Source organism: Candidatus Clostridium stratigraminis, from assembly GCF_045310675.1.
GTDB classification, from domain to species: domain Bacteria; phylum Bacillota; class Clostridia; order Clostridiales; family Clostridiaceae; genus Clostridium_AT; species Clostridium_AT stratigraminis.
The window spans coordinates 13,492-33,124 of sequence record NZ_JBJHZZ010000007.1 but is presented as its reverse complement, the minus strand read 5'-3'; the positions used below and the strand labels follow the sequence as shown (position 1 = coordinate 33,124).

Genomic DNA, 19,633 nt, shown 5'->3' with positions numbered 1-19,633 from the left:
ACCTCCATATAAATTATTAGTATTATTATATATCACTATTGATATCATTATCAATAGTGATAATGATATGTTATACATTATAATTAAAATATTTATTAGAGTATTAATACCATTACAATTTAAAGCTTCGAAAATGATTGTAAACCATTAGATTTAGAATTATAATTTTCAGTAGATATATAAAAAATGGCCAGCATTAAAATAATTTATTTTATTATTAAATTATTAGGATTAGGAGTTGAACTTAATGGAAGGAAGCTTAATTTATATTTTAATTTCTATAACAGGTGTTGTGGTCATTTTAGTTATTTTACAATTTTTAGAACTAAAAAAAATAAGAAGCAGAATGGAATACACTGACAAAGTAAAAAATATATTATTTGAAGTTGCAGAAAAAATTATTAAAACTACTTCAGAAAATGAAGTTTATAGTCTTATTTTAGATACAGCCATAGAACTTGTACCAGGTGCTTCAAAAGGAAGTATTTTATTAATTGAAGAAGATAGCTTATTTCATTTTAAGACTGTTAGAGGATTTTCAGAGGAATTAAAGAAGATGACTTTAAAAAAGGAAGAGGCTTATTTATATAGTATTAATAACTTTTGTGAGACTGCTATAATTAAAAATCCAAATAGATTTGACGAAGATGTAATGAAAGAGGAGAATGTAAGAAATCTCAAAAGTTTAGAAGCCTTAGATATAAGCTGTACATTAACCTCTCCAATTTATATAGATGAGAAACTAATAGGTATGATGAGTGTAGATAGTACTTTAGCTGGAAAGACCTTTACCAATGAGGATTTGAAACTTATGAATTATATTAAAAATGAACTTCAGTTAGCTCTTAAGAATTCTTTTATTCAAAGCAAACTTAAGTATATGGCAAACTTTGATGAACTTACTGGGCTTTATAATAGGAGACTTTTCAAACAGTTTTTAACAAATGAATGCTTAAAAATAATGAGATATAAAACTGAGGGCTGCTTGGTGCTTATTGATTTGGATAATTTCAAAGTTATTAATGATAACTATGGACATAATGTGGGAGATAGGGCTTTGAAGCTGTTTGCAAATGTATTAAGAGAAAATATAAGAAAAACTGATATATATGCAAGAATGTCAGGTGACGAGTTTGTTATTTTATTTGTAAATTGTGATAAAGCTAATGCAATTGAAAGAATGGAATGTATTAGGAAGGTTGCAATAAAGGAAAAAATTGAAAATATCCCCCTTGGCTTTAGTTATGGTATTTGTAGCATTGAAGCTGATTCTAATTTGAATTCTGATGATATATTCGGCATAGCAGATAAGGAAATGTATCTAGATAAGACTGAAAAAATCAACAGATCAGCTGCAGTTTAGTTAACCGAGAGTTAAATTATGATTAAGGATAGTATTATTGGGAAACAAAGATGAAACTTAACTTGCTAATATTTGAACTTGTTTCCCTATAATAGATGAGGAATGTAATATGTAGACCACATTCCACTTTTTTTATTATTTTATAGTTCCATATCTTATAATATTTACAGCAACATCAATATTAAAAACTGCTTTAGAATAAAAATCCTTCCAATTATTATTTGACCAGTAGGTATTATATTTAGCTCGTATTATATCACCAATACCAATAGGATCACTGCCAACCTCTTGAGTATATTGTAGTAACTTTAAGCACTCGCTTTTAATTTCCTGTGACATAAGTTTCTCGTATTTTACTTGTACAGCCTTCTTATCAATATGATCCCATTGGTGCTCTTCATAAATTCCATCTAGTTTTAAACTTATATTAATTATTGGAATATTGTCTTTTATACTTACCTTAATTTTCTGTTTAGGTTTATATAAAAACATTGCAGTACCTGTTTTACCTGAAATGTCCTTTTCGGGAGGGCCTAAGCTTGTAAAATTATATTCACTTGACTTTACCTTTCCTTTCATTGCAAGTAGTAAGGATGTATCCTTTTGATTAAGTTTTCCTACCATTTTATCGTAATTAAATAAAGCACATCCCATAACACGAATGCCTTTTGTTTCCTTATTTTCAGCCTTAACTAATGGTACAATTGAGTCTATGCCTTCTGCAAAGCTGAAGCAAGTAAATTCGGAAACCGAAGTTTGCGGGCAGAAACCTGATCTAGAATTATTATCAATAAGCTGCTTTAGATAGAATGAGGGCAGAGGCTTGTCGCCTAGTTTCTGAGAAAAATCGAATAAGTCTTTTGGGCTACTTTCACTTATTACTATATATGCAATTGTTGGATTGGAGGAATCTCGCTCAGATACTTCGAGAAGGTTTATTATCCCCTTTTCGGCTAATTCTTGAGAAATAACAATCTGTTGTATTTTTCCTGCTTCTAAAAATTTAGAGGATATATTTCTAGCTTTAGATCTAAATTCTCTAAGGGTTCCTGCATTTCCGTAAATAAATTCTACTTGTTCATATTTCTTAGGATCAGCTACAGGAGTAGTATAGGAAATAAGAAGCATTCCATCTTTAGAACTTTCCAGACCAAGCTGCAATATAAAACCTATATCCTCGTATATTTTTTGATCCCAGCATCCTGTTAAAATTATTACAGGTATTATAATTAAACACAGAAACTTAGTTACTTTTATTCTTTTCAATTTTAACCCCCCTTTTGTTTATAAAGGAAAATCCAAAAGAAAATAGTAATAGACTAATTACAAGTAAACCCGTTACTCCTATAATATCTGTAAAACTGTATATGTCTACTAAATCCTTAGGCATATTGCCAAGCAGGATAATTATAATGGTTAGTAAAAGAATAGGATATTTTTTATTATTAATGGCTAGTAGTATGTCTAAAAAGTGGTATGAGCAAAAAAAATAATTTCTAATAGAGGAGCCCATTACAGGATACCAAAGCATGATAAAAAGCAAATCCAATCTTTCAATTATGGGTATTCTCATTGATGTTATTACATTGAATAGTGGAAATGCTAAAAGCTTTAATTTCCACTCGCCAACATATATATTTGTAATAAATACTATTAAGGTTGAAAATAAAGTAGTAAAAATATTGGCCGAAATGGAAAATTTGGTAAAGTTTTGTTTGTCTGTTACATATGGATAAATAACAGGTAAAAGCTCGATACCTAAAAAACTAAAACCAGATAACATCATTCCGCTTATAATTCCTTTTGTGCCAGCTTGACCAACAGGCATAATAAAAGTTAATCTGCCATTTTTGGTTAGAACCAAAAAAAATATAATGGTTATTATATAAACTGGTAATAAGGTAATAGTAAATTTAGCTATTGGATTTAATCCTTTAAAGCATAAATAAATTGTTGGTATAGATGTAAACAGCGATAACACAGTCAAAGGAGTTAAGGGTAGAACTGTTATTTTAATTAATTCGCTATATAATCGAAAGATTACAATGCATGTAAAAACAAAATATAAAAATAAACTAAAATTAATAAGCATACCTATATATTTTCCGTAAAGAAGTATATTAATTTGAAAAATAGATTTATCAGAATATCTTTTTAAAAATCTACAAATTAAAAAAGTACATATGATAGATATTATTCCTGACAAAAAAACTGATATCCAACCATCGTGACCTATCTTATTAGCTAAAGTAGTTGGCAGGGTAATAATACCAAAGCCTATTTGTGATGAAATAAGAAAACACATCATTTGCATTGAAGAAATTAAATGCTTTTTATTATTTGTCATCATCAAATCCTCTTTTCTCATTTAAAGGCTTAGCAATACTTGGCCTTTTCTTTAAAAATTTAAATGGTGCTCTAATAAAGACATTTTTAAAATCCATAGGCACTAAAGGGGCTATTGGTTGAAAGTAAGGCTGGCCAAGGGTTTCTAAGGATATAAGATGAGCCATTAAAAAAATTATACATACTAATATACCTACAGCTCCAAATACTGCAGATACTAGCATAACCATAAATCTATAAAACCTAATAGCAAAGCCCATATCATTTAATGGTGTTACATAGGACGCTATGGCAGTTATTGACACTACAATTATCATTAAAACACTAACTATCCCAGCTTGAACTGCAGCCTGGCCTATAACAATACCACCAATAATACCTATAGAAGTTCCTATGTAAGTAGGAAGTCTAACAGAGGCTTCTCGTAATAATTCTATGGTTGTTTCCATAATAACTGCTTCAAGATAGGGTGGAAAAGGAACTTTTCCTCTTGACTCAGCTAAAGGAATTAAAAGTTTTAATGGTACCATATAGTAATGAAAGTAAGTTACAGCTATATATATTGCAGGTAATAATAATGCAACTAAAAGAGCAATTAGCCTTATAATTCCAAGAAAGGTACCAAGTATCCAATGACCATTAAAATCATCTTGAGATTGAAAAAAGGAAAAAAAACTTACAGGTGCGGCAATGACTACAGGAGTCCCATCAACAATAACAGCATAACGTCCTTCTAACAGCATAGAAACTATTTTATCAGGCCTTTCAGTTGCCACAAATTGAGGGAATGGAGAGTTTGGTGAGTCTGAAATCATTTGTTCCAAGTATCCGCTTCCTAATAATCCATCATAATTGACCTTGCTAATTCTATCTTCTAATTCCTTTAATATTTCTGGATTGGCAATTTTATTAATATACGAAATATAAACATCTTGATTTGTTGAAGTTCCCAATCGTAGTAGCTTAAATTTAAGATCATTATTGCGAATCTTTCTCCTTAATATGGATATATTGGTATTGGCACATTCTACAAAACCTTCATGTGATCCTCTTACATTTTTCTCTGATTCAGGTTCGCTTATTTCTCTTTTTTCAAATTTTGCAAGATCAGAAGAAATTGCAAAATTTAATCCTTGAGCTATGAATACTGCTTTACCTTGAGTAACATCACTTAATATTGAGTTTGTATAATATATAATTGATAATTTTGCTATAGGAATTGATTTAATAAATTTTTCGCTTTTTAAATTATCATAGGTAAGTGACATTAAGTATTTAAAAAAATCACGCTGAAATAGATCTAAGTCAATAAGACCTGAAATAAAAATAAAATAGCCTTTCATGCCATTATTTAGAAACACCTGTCTTAGGATAATGTCAGGGCAATCTTCAAATTTATTTTTTAAAATATTTATTACATCTTCAATATTAGTATTTATTAAAGTCACAATCCTCACCTCAATATGTGAACGTAAGTGTATAAATTAGGTTTATACTTTTTGACCAAATTTATACTTCAATGCAGTTTGTATAAAAGAAAAAAGGTTTTGCAGAAGCAAAACCTTTTAATATATTAGTGTCACATATTTTCTTATTTTATATAACAGTTTACAATTTCCCCGTAATAAATAGTGTGGTAGTCGTCATCCTTGTAGCTGCTATTTTTTATTTCTTCAGAAAGCAAATTAGCATCCATTTTTTGTTTATAAACTATTTTACATTCATAATGGAGTTCGCATTCTCCAATTACAGGTGTTGAAACAGATTTTCCTGGTTCTAGAGTTAATGGGCACTCTTCATATTTATTCATATCTCTTCCTGATTTAGAACCATAAAATCCAAGAGCCTTTTTTAAATCGTTATTTAGTGGAATACTAACCGTAAATTCATTAGAGTTCTCTATAAGCTCATAAGTATATCTTGATTTTCTAACCAATACAGTAAAAATAGGTTTATTCCATTCAAAACCAATATTTCCCCAACTTATAGTCATAGTATTAGTTTTATTTCCACTTTTTACAGTAAGGAAGGCTCCTTGCTTATGTAAATAATTCATGGCTTCTTCAAGCTTTTGGGTAAAATTAACTGACATTATATTCTCTCCCTTCAATGATATTACTTTTATTTTTTATCATAAATTATATTTATTAAGTATAAAAGTAATGTAGCTGATTAAAAATTTATGCAGAAATATGCTAAATTTAAAATGAAAATATATTGTAATATATAAAATCATTAATATAACAGGGGAGAGTGTAAAAGGATGAAACTTCAAAGGGAACTGGATGTGATTTTTATTGTTCATTTCAGCTTATAGAGATAAGCAGAAGCTTTAATAACAGAAGTGAAAATGTAAGTGCAATATCAAAGGAACTTAATATTATTAAAATTTTGGAAAATGTGTATGATATGTATTGCAAACGCTTGCACAACATGTTATTATTAGTTTATGGTTATTGAAAACGGTACCGAAAACGATACCAAATACATAAAAGAAATCAGCTACAAAAACATCAAGGTTAATCCTAAAAATTATAATGGGAGGGGATTTATATGAATAAAAAACTTCTAAGTATTGTACTGACAGTTGCAGTGGGAACAACTTTATTAGCTGGATGTGGAAGCAAGTCCACAGCAGGAACATCAAGCAGTGATGGAAGCAAGTCGTCAGGAGCTAAGGAGATTTATTTCTTAAACTTTAAACCGGAAATTGCAGACAAGTATAATCAAATTGCTGCTGAGTATGAAAAGGAAACTGGTGTTAAGGTAAAGATTAACACAGCTGCAGCAGGTACTTATGAAACAACTTTAAAGTCAGAAGTAGCTAAGTCAGATGCACCAACAATATTCCAAATCAACGGACCAGTTGGATATCAGGCTTGGAAGGACTATACTCTGGATTTAAAGGATACAAAGCTTTACAGCTATCTTACAGATAAGAGTTTGGCTGTAAAAGATGGAGAAGGAGTTTATGGTATTCCTTATGTTGTAGAAGGCTATGGAATTATTTACAACGAGTCAATTATGCAGAAGTATTTTGCACTTTCTGATAAAACAGTTTCAATAAAATCAACATCGGAAATAACAAACTATAATTTATTAAAGCAGGTAGTTGAAGATATGACTAAGCATAAAGCTGCTTTAGGAATAAAGGGAGTATTTGCATCCACGTCCCTAAAAGCTGGAGAACAGTGGAGATGGCAGACACACCTTGCAGACATTCCTTTCTTCTATGAATTCAAAGACAATACTAAATATGACAATACAGTATTAGCTGGACTTGCAGCAGACAATATTGAATTCAAATATGCAAATAACTATAAAAACATATTTGATTTATACTTAAATAACTCCAGTACTGACAGAAAACTATTAGGAAGTAAATCCGTTGATGATTCCATGGCTGAATTTGCTTTAGGTAATGTTGCTATGGTTCAAAATGGTAACTGGGCTTGGGGGCAAATTTCCAAGGTTAGCGGAAATACTGTAAAAGAATCTGATATCAAGTTTATGCCTATATACACTGGAGTAGCTGGTGAAGAAAATCAGGGCTTAGCAGTTGGAACAGAAAACTTCTTTGCAATCAATAAGAAGGTTTCAAAGGATAAACAGGATGCTTCTATAGCTTTCCTTGAGTGGTTATTCTCAAGCGATGCCGGTAAGAAGTTTGTAACCAATGACTTAGGCTTTATAGCTCCATTCAATACCTTTAAAGATAATGAAAAGCCGACAGATCCACTAGCTAAAGAAGTTTTAGCTTGGATGGCTAAGGGTAAGACCAATGTAGCTTGGACTTTCGCAGCATTCCCAAGTGAAGATTTCAAAAATTACTTTGGTGATGCATTACTTGAATATGCCCAAGGCACCAAAACCTGGAATGACGTTGTAAAAGTAGTTAAAGATTCATGGGCTTCTGAAAGAGTAAAAAATAAAAAATAATTGAATGTGCAGATGGTGGGCTGGAGGTGACTCTGACTCACCATTTTAAAATTATTATTAGGAGTAGATAGTGTGGAAAAGAGACTTAAAAAATATTTCCCAATCTTTGTACTGCCCACATTGATAGCCTTTTTAATAGCTTTTTTAATACCGTTTGTTATGGGACTCTATTTATCATTTACAGAGTTTACTACAGTAACAAACTCCAAGTGGGTGGGTCTCAGCAATTATATTAAAGCTTTTCAAAATAAAGAGTTTATAAATGCCCTTTGGTTTACAGCAAGATTTACGGTTGTGTCTGTTATAACTATCAATGTGTTTGCCTTTCTTCTGGCACTGCTTTTAACAAGGGGTATGAAGAGTTCAAATTTTTTCAGATCAGTATTTTTTATGCCTAACTTAATAGGCGGTATAGTACTTGGGTATATATGGCAGCTGATAATTAACGGTGTGCTGTACAAGTTTGGTGTAACCTTGACAGTGGATCCTAAGTACGGCTTTTGGGGTCTTGTAATACTTATGAATTGGCAGTTAATAGGCTACATGATGATTATATACATTGCAGGAATTCAGAATGTGCCTGAAGATTTGATTGAAGCAGCAAAGATAGATGGAGCAGGTACTTTTAAGATACTAAAAGATATCAAAATTCCAATGATTATGTCATCTGTAACAATATGTTTATTTTTAACTTTGTCAAATTCTTTTAAGCTATTTGACCAGAACTTAGCTTTGACAGCAGGCGCACCATCTAGAAAGACAGCTATGATGGCGCTGGATATTTATAATACCTTTTATGGCAAGACAGGCTGGGAAGGCGTAGGACAGGCGAAAGCAGTAGTATTCTTCCTTTTAGTAGCTGTATTTGCATTTACACAGCTTATATTTACAAGGAGTAAGGAGGTAGAGAACTAATGGAGACAAACACCACTCAGGAATTGATCACAAAGGAATTAAGGCCTAGAAAAGCTTCAAGGTGGATCAATAAATTGATATTTACAGCACTTTTGATAGCATCAGCTGCATTTTTAGTTCCTATTTTAACAGTATTAATGAACTCATTTAAAGGAAAGTTCTTTATTAGTGATACTCCTTTTTTACTACCTAACAGTAAGACCTTTGTGGGACTTGGAAATTACGTTAATGGACTAGAAAAAACAGGTTTTATAAAAGCCTTTGGATGGTCGCTATTTATAACAGTAGCTTCTGTTTTAGTTATTGTTTTATTTACCTCCATGACCGGATGGTTTATTACAAGAGTTAAAACAAAGTTTACTAAAACATTATATTATTTATGTGTATTCTCAATGATTGTACCTTTCCAAATGGTTATGTTTACAATGAGTAAGGTTGCAAATATACTGCATTTGGATAATCCTTTTGGTATTATTGTTGTATACTTGGGTTTTGCCGCTGGACTATCAGTGTTTATGTTTTCCGGATTTGTAAAATCAGTTCCTCTTGAGATTGAAGAAGCAGCTCTGATTGACGGCTGTAATCCGATACAGACTTTTTTCTTGGTAGTGTTACCAATATTGAAGCCAATAGCAATAACAGTTTCAATATTAAATACAATGTGGATTTGGAATGACTATCTGCTGCCATACCTTTTAATAGGCAGTGAATATAAAACAATACCAATTGCAATTCAATATCTTCAGGGCGGATACGGCTCTATAGATATGGGGGCTATGATGGCAATGCTCATACTAGCTATAGTTCCAATTGTAATCTTCTACTTAGCCTGTCAGAAGTATATTGTTAAAGGTGTTGTAGCAGGAGCAGTCAAGGGTTAAAGTTACTTACAATAATTTGATGCTAAGAATGTGGAAGATATGATAGAAAGCGGCATACTTTTACCGGTTGCCAGTTTACCGGGAAGGTTATCAAATAAGAAAAACTTGCTAAAATTAAGTTTTAGCAAGTTTTTTCTTTTAAAAGCTTTTTATCTATTATTAAATTATAGGAAAGCCCTAAAATTACTAGCAGCCCTCCAATTACTTTACCCATTGAGATTAATCCCTGAGAGAAAAAGTCAATTATTACCCCTGAAAAAAGCTGTCCTATAAATAAAATTAATGTGAGATAGAAAGCAGATATCTTTGGTGTAACTAAATTTGAAATAGACACAACTATAACACCAAGGAATCCTCCAAGGAAAGCCCATATGGGTACAGCTTTTAAGATGCTAGTAGAAAAACTTAAATAATCATTACTAAATACTAAAAATATTAAGGAAAAAGATAAACCTACTATATAATTAAAAAAGGTGCCTTCAAATAATCCTATTTTATTTGCTAAGATTGAATTTATATTTCTGCCTAAAACAATAGTAGCACCTGCTATAATTGAAGCTATAGCAATCATTAACATAGATAAACCTCCTAACTGTTAAACTATTAATAAAAAGTCATAATCACTATACCTAAAGTTATTATTATTAAACCTATTAGCTTTTGTTTTTTAAACTTATAAACCTCTGCTCCCAAGAGTCCATAGTGATCAATAACTATGGAAGTTATTGATTGACCCAGTAATCCTAAAGCTAGAGTTAAAGAAGCTCCAATATTATTAAAGCTTAAATTATTAAGTAATACAGTAAAAACCCCAATAGCTCCTGCACTATAAAGGTAAACAGGAATATTATTATGTAGCTTAAGTTTTATTCTTTTAATAAGCAAAATACAACTTATGCATATTAGCCCTATTATATGGATGATTACTATTGATGAGTAGGTACCGGTATTTTTTGATAGTGCTCCATTTACTACTAGCATAACAGTAATTAAAATACCAATAAATCCTGAAAGTAGTTTATACATAAAATCCCTCCACTTAAATCTATCTTAAAATTAGCATAGATTTATTGGATATTACTATGACATATGTCATAGTAATAATGATATACTATATTTAGTTTATATTATAAATGGCCTAGGAGAATGAGCTAAATGAGGAAAATAGCTAATATTAAAAAGTTGAATTATTACGTTTTAAAATATAATATAGATAGTATTTTTAGTACTGATATGAAACCATATATGGAACTATTCTTTTTTAATAAAAACGAATATATATGTAAAGTAGATGAAAAATTAAATTATTTGTTATTCTTTGTTAAGGGCAAGGCTAAAGTATATGCTCCTTTAAGCAATGGGAAGTCGCTGCTTTTATGCTTTTATAAGCCCTTTATGGTAATAGGTGATGTTGAATTTTTGCGTACTGAAACTGCAAATTCAAATGTTCAAGTAATAGAAGATACCTATTGCGTTGGAATATCTTTTGATAACATTATGAAATTTGCTTTTAATGATTCCAAGTTTTTAAGATTTGCATGTGTTTGTTTAAGTGAGAAGCTTATTAGGCTTAGCAAGAATAGCTCAATTAATTTGCTATATCCACTTGAGAATAGGCTAGCAAGTTTTATTTTAGCTACTTGTACTGAAAGTAAGGAAAAGAACAAAGTTATTTTTCAGGGTAATTTAACAGAGGTTTCAGAACTTTTAGGTACAAGCTATAGACATCTTTTAAGAACTTTAAATATACTTTGTAGTGAAGATGCTATTAAAAAGAATGAAGACTATTATGAAATTGAAAATGTAAATATATTAAAGAAGCTTGCAGGGGAATTGTATGAATAAAGATAGAGAATAATTAAATTTAAAAAGTAATTACTGATGATAAAGAAGAATAATAGATTATATTAAAAAAATTAGCTGTAATAAAAGTAAAACCATTTTGGTTAACTAATATCACAGCATTTTTTATATCTTTCCTAACTTTAGCTTTTCAAGACTTTGCATTACTTCATTAATAGGTAATCCTAAACTTATTTGAACTACTGCAGTTATAGCACCTTCCACTAAAGCAGCATCTACTATATGAATTTTATCTTTTCCTTCAAGTATTAATGTTTCTTTTACAAGCTCAGCAGTCATATAGGAGCTTCCAAGATCAAAGAGCACTAAAACTCCATCTTCGGTGTAAATATCAGATAGTGCTGTATATATTTTATCATAGCTGCTTCCAAGTTTGCCGTCTATTGTACCGCCTGCAGAGGCTAATTTAACCTCTGGAGCCATTTCTAAAGCTAACTCTTTAACTCCATGAGCAATTTTTTCACTATGAGATACTATAAACAGTGATACCATAACTAAGTCTCCTTTATAGCTTTAACAGTTTCGTATATGGAGGTCAATATTAAATAGCTTGAAGCAGCCCCAGGATCTTGATGGCCTATACTTCTATCGCCTAAATAGCTTGCTCTGCCTTTTCTAGCGGCAATGGTTTTAGTAAATTCCACTCCAGCTTCTGCTGCTAGGCAGGCATTTTTTAATGCATCCATAGTACTAAGGTTATTTTCAATTGAATTATTTATTTCTTCAAAGGCTGGAATAAGAGCATCCAACATGGTTTTATCACCTTTTTCAGCTCCGCCTCTTAGTTTAATACCACCAATTGCAGCTTTTAATATGTCTCTAAAGTCAAATAAAGTAACCACCGATTTCCCTGTTAGTAAAGGTGCAGCTTTCATAAGGGCAGTTCCGTAAAGGGGGCCTGAAGCGCCACCTACATTTGATACAATTGCCATGCCAGATAGCTTAAATATATCAGACAAGTCTCTAATAGGGGAAGTTTTAAGTTTCTCAGAAGCAGCCTTAAAGCCCTTATTTAAATTAATGCCATGGTCCCCATCCCCTATTGCAGCATCAAGGTCTGTTAAGAACTGTTTATTTAGCAATATAGTCTTTTCTATATTGTTAAATACGTGTATTACATCATTTAAAGCAAGTGTCATACTAATTCCTCCAAATGGTCAAAATTGCTTGAAAGTTGGTGTATCAGCTGAAGCATCAAGTAATTCCTTTAACTCCTCATCAAGTTTAAGAACACTTATTGAAAAACCTGCCATCTCAATTGAAGTCATATACTCTCCAACAAAGGTTTTATAAATCTTTACTCCTTTTTCTTCTAATAACTTGTTCACTTTTCTGTTAATAATAAATAGCTCCATTAATGGAGTTGCTCCCAAGCCATTTATCATAATAGCTACCTCATTATTTTCATCTAGTGGCATATCTTCAAGAATTCTTCCCATTAGATCGCTGACAATTTCATCTGCAGCTTTTAATATTTCTCTATGAGTTCCTGGCTCACCATGGATACCCATACCAACTTCCATCTCATTATCAGACAAGGTAAAGTTTGGCTTTCCTGCTGCAGGCACTATACAAGGCGTTAAGGCCATGCCCATACTTCTAACATTACCTATTACCTTAAGTGCTGCTGACTTTACTTCCTCTAGATTAGCACCATTTTCAGCTTTTGCCCCAGCAATTTTGTGAACAAAGACTGTACCTGCTATACCTCTTCTTCCAATGGTCCAGGTGCTGTTTTGAACAGCCACATCATCATTCACTATGACGCTTTCAACCTTTATACCTTCCATTTCTGCCATTTCCCTAGCCATGTTGAAATTCATAACGTCGCCGGTATAATTCTTTATAATAAGCAGTACACCAGCATCTGTAGCTACAGCTTTTATAGCTTCATAAATCTGATCAGGTGTTGGAGACGTGAAGACAGCTCCGGCTACAGATCCATCAAGCATTCCTTTTCCAACAAAGCCGCCATGTGAAGGCTCATGACCACTTCCACCACCACTAACAAGTGAAACTTTATCTTTCTTTTTATCGTTTCTAACTAAAACATTAGCATTTTCAAGTTTTTTAAGATACTGAGGATAAGCGTACACCATACCTTCTAGAAGTTCTTCAACTACAAGTTCAGGGTTATTAATTACCTTTTTCATTTATTATAGCCCCTTCCAATAATAATTTCAAAATAGAGTAAGGCTCTTTACCTTACTCTACAAATTTACAATAGTTTTTTAGTTATTTAACAATTTTAGAATATTAAATGGAAGACTAGTGCTGCTAGTAAAGCACCACAAATAGGACCTAAAACGGGAATCCATGAATAAGCCCAATCGGAATCACGTTTGCCAGCAACAGGAAGTACAAAGTGGGATAAACGGGGACCAAGGTCTCTTGCAGGGTTCATTGCATACCCTGTAGTTCCACCGTAAGAAAGTCCTAGTCCAAAAATTAACAAACCAACAGTTAGTGGACCAAATCCTTGAACCATATTAGTTGTTCCTAAACCTAAAATACCGAACATTAGTATGAAGGTTGCTATTACTTCACTTATAAAGTTTGTTTGATAGTTCCTAATAGCTGGACCTGTGCAGAATACTCCAAGTTTTGCATCTTTGTCATCTGTAACTTCCCAGTGGCTTCTGAAGTTAATCCAAACTATAACGCCTCCAATAAATCCTCCCAGCATCTGAGCTATGATGTAACCAGGCACATCAGCCCATGCAAATTTACCTAAAGAAGCTAATGCAATTGTTACTGCAGGATTAAAATGACCACCACTTATTGGTCCAAAGATGTATACTGCTAAAGCAACTCCGATTGCCCAGCTAGTTGTAATTACAATCCATCCAGAGCCGTTACCTTTAGTTTTATTTAAAACAACATTACCAACAACAGCATCTCCAAACAATACTATTATCATTGTTCCTAAACACTCAGCTAATAAATGTGACATTTAAAATTACCCCCTTTTATTTTTATAATAAATTTATTATGACTTTACTTAGCCCAGCCTATTGACCTGTCCACCGCTTTATGCCAGCCCTCTAAAAGTTCTTCTCTCCTAGCAGCATTCATATCAGGAGCAAAGCTTCTTGATATTGCCCAATTTTTAGATATATCTTCTTTATCTTTCCAATATCCTACAGCAAGACCGGCAAGATATGCTGCACCTAGAGCCGTTGTTTCTATAACCTCTGGTCTGTCAACCTGAACACCTAATATATCTGATTGAAATTGCATTAAGAAGTTATTAGCACAAGCACCGCCATCTACCTTTAAGGCTTCAAGTTTAATGCCTGAATCTTCTTCCATAGCTTTTAATACATCGTTAGTCTGATAAGCTAAGGATTCAAGGGTAGCTCTAATTAAATGTTCCTTCTTAGCTCCTCTTGTAAGACCTACGATAGTTCCTCTTGCATACTGATCCCAATAAGGTGCTCCAAGTCCAACAAAAGCAGGTACAACATAAACACCATTAGTATCTTCAACTGCTTCAGCGAAGCTTTCAGAATCTGAAGCTTTCTCAACAATTTTAAGCTCATCTCTAAGCCATTGAATAGCAGCACCAGCAATGAATATACTTCCTTCAAGTGCATATTCAACCTTACCATCTGCTCCCCAAGCAATAGTGGTTAATAGACCATTCTTTGAAGCAACTGCTTTTTCACCTGTGTTCATAAGCATGAAGCAGCCAGTTCCATAGGTGTTTTTTGCAGTTCCTGGTTTATGACAAACTTGGCCAAATAGGGCAGCCTGCTGATCTCCAGCAGCTCCGGCTATAGCTATTTCTCCGCCTAGTAATGCAGCATCTGTATGGCCGTATATGCAGCTTGAAGGTTTAGCTTCTGGAAGCATAGCAGCAGGTATGTTTAATCTTTCTAGTATTTCTTTGTCCCATTCTAAGGTGTGTATGTTAAAAAGCATAGTTCTAGAAGCATTGCTATAATCTGTTACATGAACCTTTCCCTTAGTTAGATTCCAAATTAGCCAAGTATCAATGTTTCCAAATAACAAGTTGCCTTTTTCAGCTTCTTCTCTGGCACCTTCAACATTATCAAGTATCCATTTAACCTTAGTACCTGAAAAATATGCATCTACTATAAGCCCAGTTTTTTCTCTGATATTTTTATCAAAGCCTTCTGCCTTAAGTTCGTCACAGAAGCCAGCTGTTCTTCTGCACTGCCAAACTATTGCATTATAAACTGGTTTGCCAGTGTTCTTATTCCAAACTACTGTTGTTTCTCTTTGATTAGTAATACCAATAGCTGCAATGTCTTCTGCAGTAACATTAAGCTTTTGCATAGCTTCTACAGCAACGCTTATTTGTGTTGACCATATTTCCATAGGATCATGCTCAACCCAGCCAGCTTTTGGATAAATTTGTGTAAATTCCTTTTGTGCTACACTTTGAATTAAGCCTTTTTCATTAAAAAGAATACATCTTGAACTGGTTGTCCCTTGATCTAAAGCCATTACATATTTACTCATTATTAATTAACCCCCTAAGTTTTTTTATCAAAAGAGACTTTAAGAAATTAAATGTCTTAAAGGCTCATTTCTTCAAATTCCCAAAGCTCTACTGTGGATGTAGAAATTGCCATAGCACCGGCACTAAGTGCTTCAATGGCATCTCTTTTATTTTTTATAAGACCTCCTGCAATTATAGGCTGCTTTATTTTCTCTCCTAATGTGTTTATAGCTTTGATGGCTATTCCGGGAAGTACCTCTACTGCATTAGGTGAGAAGGTATGAATATTTTTAATACTTGTTTCGAAGGACAGAGAATCTAGCATAAATATTCTTTGAATAGTAAACATGCCTAAATTTAATGCGTACTTTAAACAAATTCCTTTGGTAGATATAACTCCATACGGGTGAATAGTTTCTTTTATAAATTCAACGCCTTTTTGATCTGATTTAAGTCCTTCAATCATATCAAGATGAATGAAGACTATTTTCTTTCTTGTGAGTAAAGCTTCGCATATTTTTTTAATGTTTAAAACGTTTCCATATAAAACAAAAACTATTTTTATATTGCTTGTTAATATAAGTCTTAAATCTTCATTATTTCTAATAGCACCTACCACAGGATTATCAGCTAATAGTCCTTCGAAACTATCCATAACTATACACCCTCTATATTGAATTTTTATGACAAGCACCTTGCAATTATTACAGTATATTTCTGTTAAGTATTAAATTTTTTTTATATTTCTTGTAGCTACTACATTGACACCAGTATCCAAAATGTTTTTATATATTAAATCACCTATTGCAACTGGTGCAGTTACAACAATGTTTTTTAGTAATCTTATACATTCAAAAACCTTATTTTTAGGAATATCCTTTTCTGTTTTTACTGAAAGGGTCGGGTAATCCCCATTAATAACAGCAACTGTTGTAGTTACAATTCTTGTAGGATTTGTACATTCCTTAATAGCATAGGTATCTCCAATTTTGCAGGAACTGCCTGTAACCTTTATATTTCCTTTATTATCAAGCTCTACGAGTAAGGAGCAGCCAAGGGGGCAGCCAATGCAGGTTAATTCTTTCTTTTCCATATCTAAATGCTCCTTTCTACCTTAAAAGTAACTGAAGCTGTGTTTGGGTATTTTGAAAACATATCGCTAGTAAGTCTTATTTCCTCCATTTCCCCAGGGGTCAAGATTTTTTTCTTTCTTGTAATAACCTTTTCATTATCAAAATAAACAGCGATAGAAGCTCCTTTATATACATTGTCTACTCTAAAACGTACAGTAATATTATCAGATATAGCTGAAGGAACTATAAACTGAGGAACAGTGTAACGTACTCCATCTATAGCCTTAATAGTTACTTTATTATCATTTTTTAGTAAGCCCTTAATATAAGCTCTTGCATTTTTACCTGCTATACGGCTTTCAGTAGTTACATTATCAACTAAATCATGTACATGAAGCACATTGCCGCAGGCAAAGATACCAGGAATATTTGTTTGAAGATAACTATCTACCAAAGCACCACCAGTTATTTGAGAAAGTTCAACATCTGCTTTTCTTGAAAGCTCATTTTCAGGTAAAAGCCCAACAGAAAGCAGTAAAGTATCACACTTTATATATTCTTCACTTCCCTTAATTGGTTTTCTATCACTTCCTATCTGTGCTATTGTTACTCCTTGAAGCCGGTCTTTACCGTGTATTTTTACCACGGTATGGCTGAGCAATAGAGGAATATCGTAATCATCTAGGCATTGAACTATATTTCTTTTTAAACCACTAGAATAAGGAAGCAATTCAACCACAGCTTTTACCTTGGCTCCTTCAAAACTCATTCTTCTTGCCATTATGAGACCAATATCCCCTGAACCTAATACTACTACTTCTGTTCCTGGCATAAAGCCCTTCATATTAACAAACTTTTGTGCTGAGCCTGCTGTCATTATTCCTGTACACCTAGTACCAGGAATAGTAAGTGCACCTCTAGGTCTTTCTCTGCAGCCCATTGCAAGTATAATTGTCTTAGCTTTAATCTCTAATAGTCCCTCATCTGGATTTACTGCGCAAATTGTTTTATCCTCTGTAATATCAAGCACCATGGTGTTTAGTTTATATGGAATTGAAAGCTCATGTATTTTATCGATAAACCTTTGGGCATATTCAGGCCCTGTAAGCTCTTCTTTAAAGGTGTGAAGACCAAAGCCGTTATGAATACATTGAATTAATATACCTCCAAGATAAGCTTCCCTATCCAATATTAAAAGCTTATCTATTCCGATTTCTTTAGCAGCTACAGCAGCAGCCATCCCAGCTGGGCCTCCGCCTATAATTACTAGATCATAATTCATTTTCCATCCTCCCGCTAAATATTTTCTTTGCTTAGGCCAACTAATATTTTTGATTGCCTGCCAAATTTGGTGATTTCAGTTGGAGGAACATTAAGCTCAGTTTGTAGAATTTCCATAACTCTTGGCATGCAAAAGCCTGCCTGGCACCTTCCAGCTCCAGCTCGAGTTCTTCTTTTGACTCCATCTAGATCCTTTGCACCTAAAGGCCTTCTAATTGCATCTAAGATTTCGCCTTCAGTTACATATTCACATCTGCAAACTATTCTGCCGTATTCAGGTTTCTTTCTTATAATTTTCGTTTTTTCTTCTAGATTAAGTTCATTAAACCTTACTATGGTTTTACGCTTTGGATTAAAAGCTTTATTTACTTCAGGCTTTAATTTATTAACAACAATTTCAGAAATAATTTCACCAATTAGAGGTGAGCAGGTTAAACCAGGAGATTCGATGCTGGCTGCATTTATAAACCCAGGAACATCAGGAGCTTCTCCTAAAATAAAATCATCTTTATCACTTCTTGCTCTTAAACCGCTAAAGGAGGTAATTACACTGCCAAGCGGAATATGTTTTACACTTAGTAAAGCCTTCTCCATTATGTCATCTAAACCTTCTCGGGTAGTGCTTACATCTTCCTTATCTTCTATATCTATAGCATTTGGTCCAACTATTAAGTTTCCATCAGTAGTGGGAGATACTAAAATTCCTTTTCCAAGCTTCGTTGGAAGCTGGAAGAAGGTCTTGTCTGCAATATAACCAATATATTTATCAAATAAATTATATTCACCCTTCCTAGGTATAATGGTGAATTTATTTTCACTAAGCATATTGTTAAACTTGTCGCTGTATACACCAGCTGCATTTACTAAAAGTTTTGAGAATATAACCTCACTAGCTGTTTTTATTTCAAAAATATTATCTAGTTTTTTTAGCTCTAAAACTTCGGAATTAAAGCTAAATTCCACACCATTTACATAGGCGTTTTCAGCTAAAGCTATAGTTAAATTAAAAGGGCAAACTATTCCTCCAGTAGGGGCATAAAGAGCAGCCACTACCTTATCTGTTACTGATGGTTCCATCCTCCTTACTTCTTCACCTGTTAGAATTTCTAAGAAAGGAACCCCATTTTTTTCTCCTCTTTCCTTTAATTCATATAGCTTATCTATATCCATTTCATCAAGGCAAAGTACCATGGAACCATTTCTTCTAAAATGAAAGTTCAAATCCTCTGATAGCTTATCAAACATTAGGTTAGCCTTTGCATTTAGGCTGCCTTTTAGAGTTCCAGGCTTTGCATCAAAACCTGCATGGACTATAGCACTGTTTGCTTTACTTGTACCACAGCATACATCATTTTCTTTTTCTAACACCAAGGATTTAAGCTTATATTTAGATAACTCTCTTGCAATTGAGCATCCAATTACACCTGCACCAATAATGACTACATCATACATTTTCATCACCTCTATGCTAAAATAGGGCAAAAAAACCTTAGGACAACTTTTC

20 protein-coding genes are annotated in these 19,633 nt (G+C 32.9%); 5 read left to right on the top strand and 15 right to left on the bottom strand.

Annotation, left to right across the window (positions count from 1 at the left end):
• The first annotated feature begins 247 nt into the window (after nucleotides 1-247).
• A complete protein-coding gene (locus ACJDUG_RS11080; protein WP_406769956.1) occupies nucleotides 248-1,363 on the top strand; it encodes a sensor domain-containing diguanylate cyclase in 1,116 nt (371 codons plus the stop codon).
• A 135-nt stretch (nucleotides 1,364-1,498) separates the two neighbouring features.
• On the opposite strand, the gene ACJDUG_RS11075 is transcribed toward ACJDUG_RS11080, so the two are convergent.
• From ACJDUG_RS11075 to ACJDUG_RS11060, 4 genes are all read right to left on the bottom strand, one after another.
• Complete coding sequence (locus tag ACJDUG_RS11075) at nucleotides 1,499-2,629, bottom strand: Ger(x)C family spore germination protein (RefSeq protein ID WP_406769955.1); 1,131 nt, start codon at nucleotides 2,627-2,629, stop codon at nucleotides 1,499-1,501.
• Nucleotides 2,607-3,731: a GerAB/ArcD/ProY family transporter gene (locus ACJDUG_RS11070; RefSeq protein ID WP_406769954.1), complete on the bottom strand. Its 1,125-nt coding sequence runs from the start codon at nucleotides 3,729-3,731 to the stop codon at nucleotides 2,607-2,609. The genes ACJDUG_RS11075 and ACJDUG_RS11070 overlap by 23 nt, the downstream gene beginning before the upstream one ends.
• Nucleotides 3,700-5,157: a spore germination protein gene (locus ACJDUG_RS11065; RefSeq protein ID WP_406769953.1), complete on the bottom strand. Its 1,458-nt coding sequence runs from the start codon at nucleotides 5,155-5,157 to the stop codon at nucleotides 3,700-3,702. Before ACJDUG_RS11065 ends, ACJDUG_RS11070 begins: the two co-directional genes overlap by 32 nt.
• A gap of 143 nt (nucleotides 5,158-5,300) precedes the next feature.
• Nucleotides 5,301-5,801, bottom strand: a complete 501-nt coding sequence (locus ACJDUG_RS11060) for a flavin reductase family protein (RefSeq protein ID WP_406769952.1) — start codon at nucleotides 5,799-5,801, stop codon at nucleotides 5,301-5,303.
• A 461-nt stretch (nucleotides 5,802-6,262) separates the two neighbouring features.
• Between ACJDUG_RS11060 and ACJDUG_RS11055 the strand changes: the two genes are divergently transcribed.
• From ACJDUG_RS11055 to ACJDUG_RS11045, 3 genes are all read left to right on the top strand, one after another.
• Entirely contained in the window at nucleotides 6,263-7,648 is a 1,386-nt protein-coding gene (locus tag ACJDUG_RS11055; protein ID WP_406769951.1) for an ABC transporter substrate-binding protein, read from the top strand.
• A 72-nt stretch (nucleotides 7,649-7,720) separates the two neighbouring features.
• A complete protein-coding gene (locus ACJDUG_RS11050) occupies nucleotides 7,721-8,563 on the top strand; it encodes a carbohydrate ABC transporter permease (RefSeq protein WP_406769950.1) in 843 nt (280 codons plus the stop codon).
• Nucleotides 8,563-9,444, top strand: a complete 882-nt coding sequence (locus tag ACJDUG_RS11045) for a carbohydrate ABC transporter permease (protein ID WP_406769949.1) — start codon at nucleotides 8,563-8,565, stop codon at nucleotides 9,442-9,444. The genes ACJDUG_RS11050 and ACJDUG_RS11045 overlap by 1 nt, the downstream gene beginning before the upstream one ends.
• A 121-nt stretch (nucleotides 9,445-9,565) precedes the next feature.
• On the opposite strand, the gene ACJDUG_RS11040 is transcribed toward ACJDUG_RS11045, so the two are convergent.
• Both ACJDUG_RS11040 and ACJDUG_RS11035 read right to left on the bottom strand, forming a co-directional pair.
• Nucleotides 9,566-10,021, bottom strand: coding sequence for a DMT family transporter (locus ACJDUG_RS11040; RefSeq protein ID WP_406769948.1), 456 nt, complete (start codon nucleotides 10,019-10,021; stop codon nucleotides 9,566-9,568).
• A 26-nt stretch (nucleotides 10,022-10,047) separates the two neighbouring features.
• A complete protein-coding gene (locus ACJDUG_RS11035; protein ID WP_406769947.1) occupies nucleotides 10,048-10,470 on the bottom strand; it encodes a DMT family transporter in 423 nt (140 codons plus the stop codon).
• 129 nt (nucleotides 10,471-10,599) lie between these two features.
• On the opposite strand from ACJDUG_RS11035, the gene ACJDUG_RS11030 reads away from it, so the two are divergent.
• A complete protein-coding gene (locus ACJDUG_RS11030; protein WP_406769946.1) occupies nucleotides 10,600-11,289 on the top strand; it encodes a cyclic nucleotide-binding domain-containing protein in 690 nt (229 codons plus the stop codon).
• A 123-nt stretch (nucleotides 11,290-11,412) separates the two neighbouring features.
• Here ACJDUG_RS11030 and dhaM read toward each other — a convergent pair whose 3' ends face one another.
• The 9 genes from dhaM to ACJDUG_RS10985 form a co-directional block, all read right to left on the bottom strand.
• Nucleotides 11,413-11,799: a dihydroxyacetone kinase phosphoryl donor subunit DhaM gene (gene dhaM, locus ACJDUG_RS11025; protein WP_406769945.1), complete on the bottom strand. Its 387-nt coding sequence runs from the start codon at nucleotides 11,797-11,799 to the stop codon at nucleotides 11,413-11,415.
• Nucleotides 11,800-11,801: 2 nt separating this feature from the next.
• Nucleotides 11,802-12,446, bottom strand: a complete 645-nt coding sequence (gene dhaL, locus ACJDUG_RS11020) for a dihydroxyacetone kinase subunit DhaL (RefSeq protein WP_406769944.1) — start codon at nucleotides 12,444-12,446, stop codon at nucleotides 11,802-11,804.
• A gap of 18 nt (nucleotides 12,447-12,464) precedes the next feature.
• Nucleotides 12,465-13,460, bottom strand: a complete 996-nt coding sequence (gene dhaK / locus ACJDUG_RS11015; protein WP_406769943.1) for a dihydroxyacetone kinase subunit DhaK — start codon at nucleotides 13,458-13,460, stop codon at nucleotides 12,465-12,467.
• A gap of 95 nt (nucleotides 13,461-13,555) precedes the next feature.
• On the bottom strand, nucleotides 13,556-14,260 hold the full coding sequence (locus ACJDUG_RS11010; RefSeq protein WP_406769942.1) for an MIP/aquaporin family protein: 705 nt from the start codon (nucleotides 14,258-14,260) through the stop codon (nucleotides 13,556-13,558).
• 44 nt (nucleotides 14,261-14,304) lie between these two features.
• Nucleotides 14,305-15,795: a glycerol kinase GlpK gene (gene glpK, locus ACJDUG_RS11005; protein ID WP_406769941.1), complete on the bottom strand. Its 1,491-nt coding sequence runs from the start codon at nucleotides 15,793-15,795 to the stop codon at nucleotides 14,305-14,307.
• Between the two features lie 56 nt (nucleotides 15,796-15,851).
• A complete protein-coding gene (locus tag ACJDUG_RS11000; protein WP_406769940.1) occupies nucleotides 15,852-16,430 on the bottom strand; it encodes a glycerol-3-phosphate responsive antiterminator in 579 nt (192 codons plus the stop codon).
• Between the two features lie 72 nt (nucleotides 16,431-16,502).
• The gene (locus ACJDUG_RS10995; protein WP_406769939.1) at nucleotides 16,503-16,868 is read right to left on the bottom strand and encodes a DUF1667 domain-containing protein; all 366 of its coding nucleotides are present in this window, start codon (nucleotides 16,866-16,868) and stop codon (nucleotides 16,503-16,505) included.
• A gap of 2 nt (nucleotides 16,869-16,870) precedes the next feature.
• The gene (locus tag ACJDUG_RS10990) at nucleotides 16,871-18,130 is read right to left on the bottom strand and encodes an NAD(P)/FAD-dependent oxidoreductase (RefSeq protein ID WP_406769938.1); all 1,260 of its coding nucleotides are present in this window, start codon (nucleotides 18,128-18,130) and stop codon (nucleotides 16,871-16,873) included.
• Between the two features lie 14 nt (nucleotides 18,131-18,144).
• Complete coding sequence (locus ACJDUG_RS10985) at nucleotides 18,145-19,581, bottom strand: NAD(P)/FAD-dependent oxidoreductase (protein ID WP_406769937.1); 1,437 nt, start codon at nucleotides 19,579-19,581, stop codon at nucleotides 18,145-18,147.
• Between the last annotated feature and the right edge of the window lie 52 nt (nucleotides 19,582-19,633).

Bases quoted from the DNA above. Each gene is read 5' to 3' on its own strand.
- ACJDUG_RS11080 (WP_406769956.1), top strand. From the start codon at position 248: ATGGAAGGAAGCTTAATTTATATTTTAATTTCTATAACAGGTGTTGTG.
- ACJDUG_RS11070 (WP_406769954.1), bottom strand. From the start codon at position 3,731: ATGAGAAAAGAGGATTTGATGATGACAAATAATAAAAAGCATTTAATT.
- ACJDUG_RS11060 (WP_406769952.1), bottom strand. From the start codon at position 5,801: ATGTCAGTTAATTTTACCCAAAAGCTTGAAGAAGCCATGAATTATTTA.
- ACJDUG_RS11055 (WP_406769951.1), top strand. From the start codon at position 6,263: ATGAATAAAAAACTTCTAAGTATTGTACTGACAGTTGCAGTGGGAACA.
- ACJDUG_RS11045 (WP_406769949.1), top strand. From the start codon at position 8,563: ATGGAGACAAACACCACTCAGGAATTGATCACAAAGGAATTAAGGCCT.
- ACJDUG_RS11040 (WP_406769948.1), bottom strand. From the start codon at position 10,021: ATGTTAATGATTGCTATAGCTTCAATTATAGCAGGTGCTACTATTGTT.
- ACJDUG_RS11035 (WP_406769947.1), bottom strand. From the start codon at position 10,470: ATGTATAAACTACTTTCAGGATTTATTGGTATTTTAATTACTGTTATG.
- ACJDUG_RS11030 (WP_406769946.1), top strand. From the start codon at position 10,600: ATGAGGAAAATAGCTAATATTAAAAAGTTGAATTATTACGTTTTAAAA.
- dhaM (WP_406769945.1), bottom strand. From the start codon at position 11,799: ATGGTATCACTGTTTATAGTATCTCATAGTGAAAAAATTGCTCATGGA.
- dhaL (WP_406769944.1), bottom strand. From the start codon at position 12,446: ATGACACTTGCTTTAAATGATGTAATACACGTATTTAACAATATAGAA.
- dhaK (WP_406769943.1), bottom strand. From the start codon at position 13,460: ATGAAAAAGGTAATTAATAACCCTGAACTTGTAGTTGAAGAACTTCTA.
- ACJDUG_RS11010 (WP_406769942.1), bottom strand. From the start codon at position 14,260: ATGTCACATTTATTAGCTGAGTGTTTAGGAACAATGATAATAGTATTG.
- glpK (WP_406769941.1), bottom strand. From the start codon at position 15,795: ATGAGTAAATATGTAATGGCTTTAGATCAAGGGACAACCAGTTCAAGA.
- ACJDUG_RS11000 (WP_406769940.1), bottom strand. From the start codon at position 16,430: ATGGATAGTTTCGAAGGACTATTAGCTGATAATCCTGTGGTAGGTGCT.
- ACJDUG_RS10995 (WP_406769939.1), bottom strand. From the start codon at position 16,868: ATGGAAAAGAAAGAATTAACCTGCATTGGCTGCCCCCTTGGCTGCTCC.
- ACJDUG_RS10990 (WP_406769938.1), bottom strand. From the start codon at position 18,130: ATGAATTATGATCTAGTAATTATAGGCGGAGGCCCAGCTGGGATGGCT.
- ACJDUG_RS10985 (WP_406769937.1), bottom strand. From the start codon at position 19,581: ATGTATGATGTAGTCATTATTGGTGCAGGTGTAATTGGATGCTCAATT.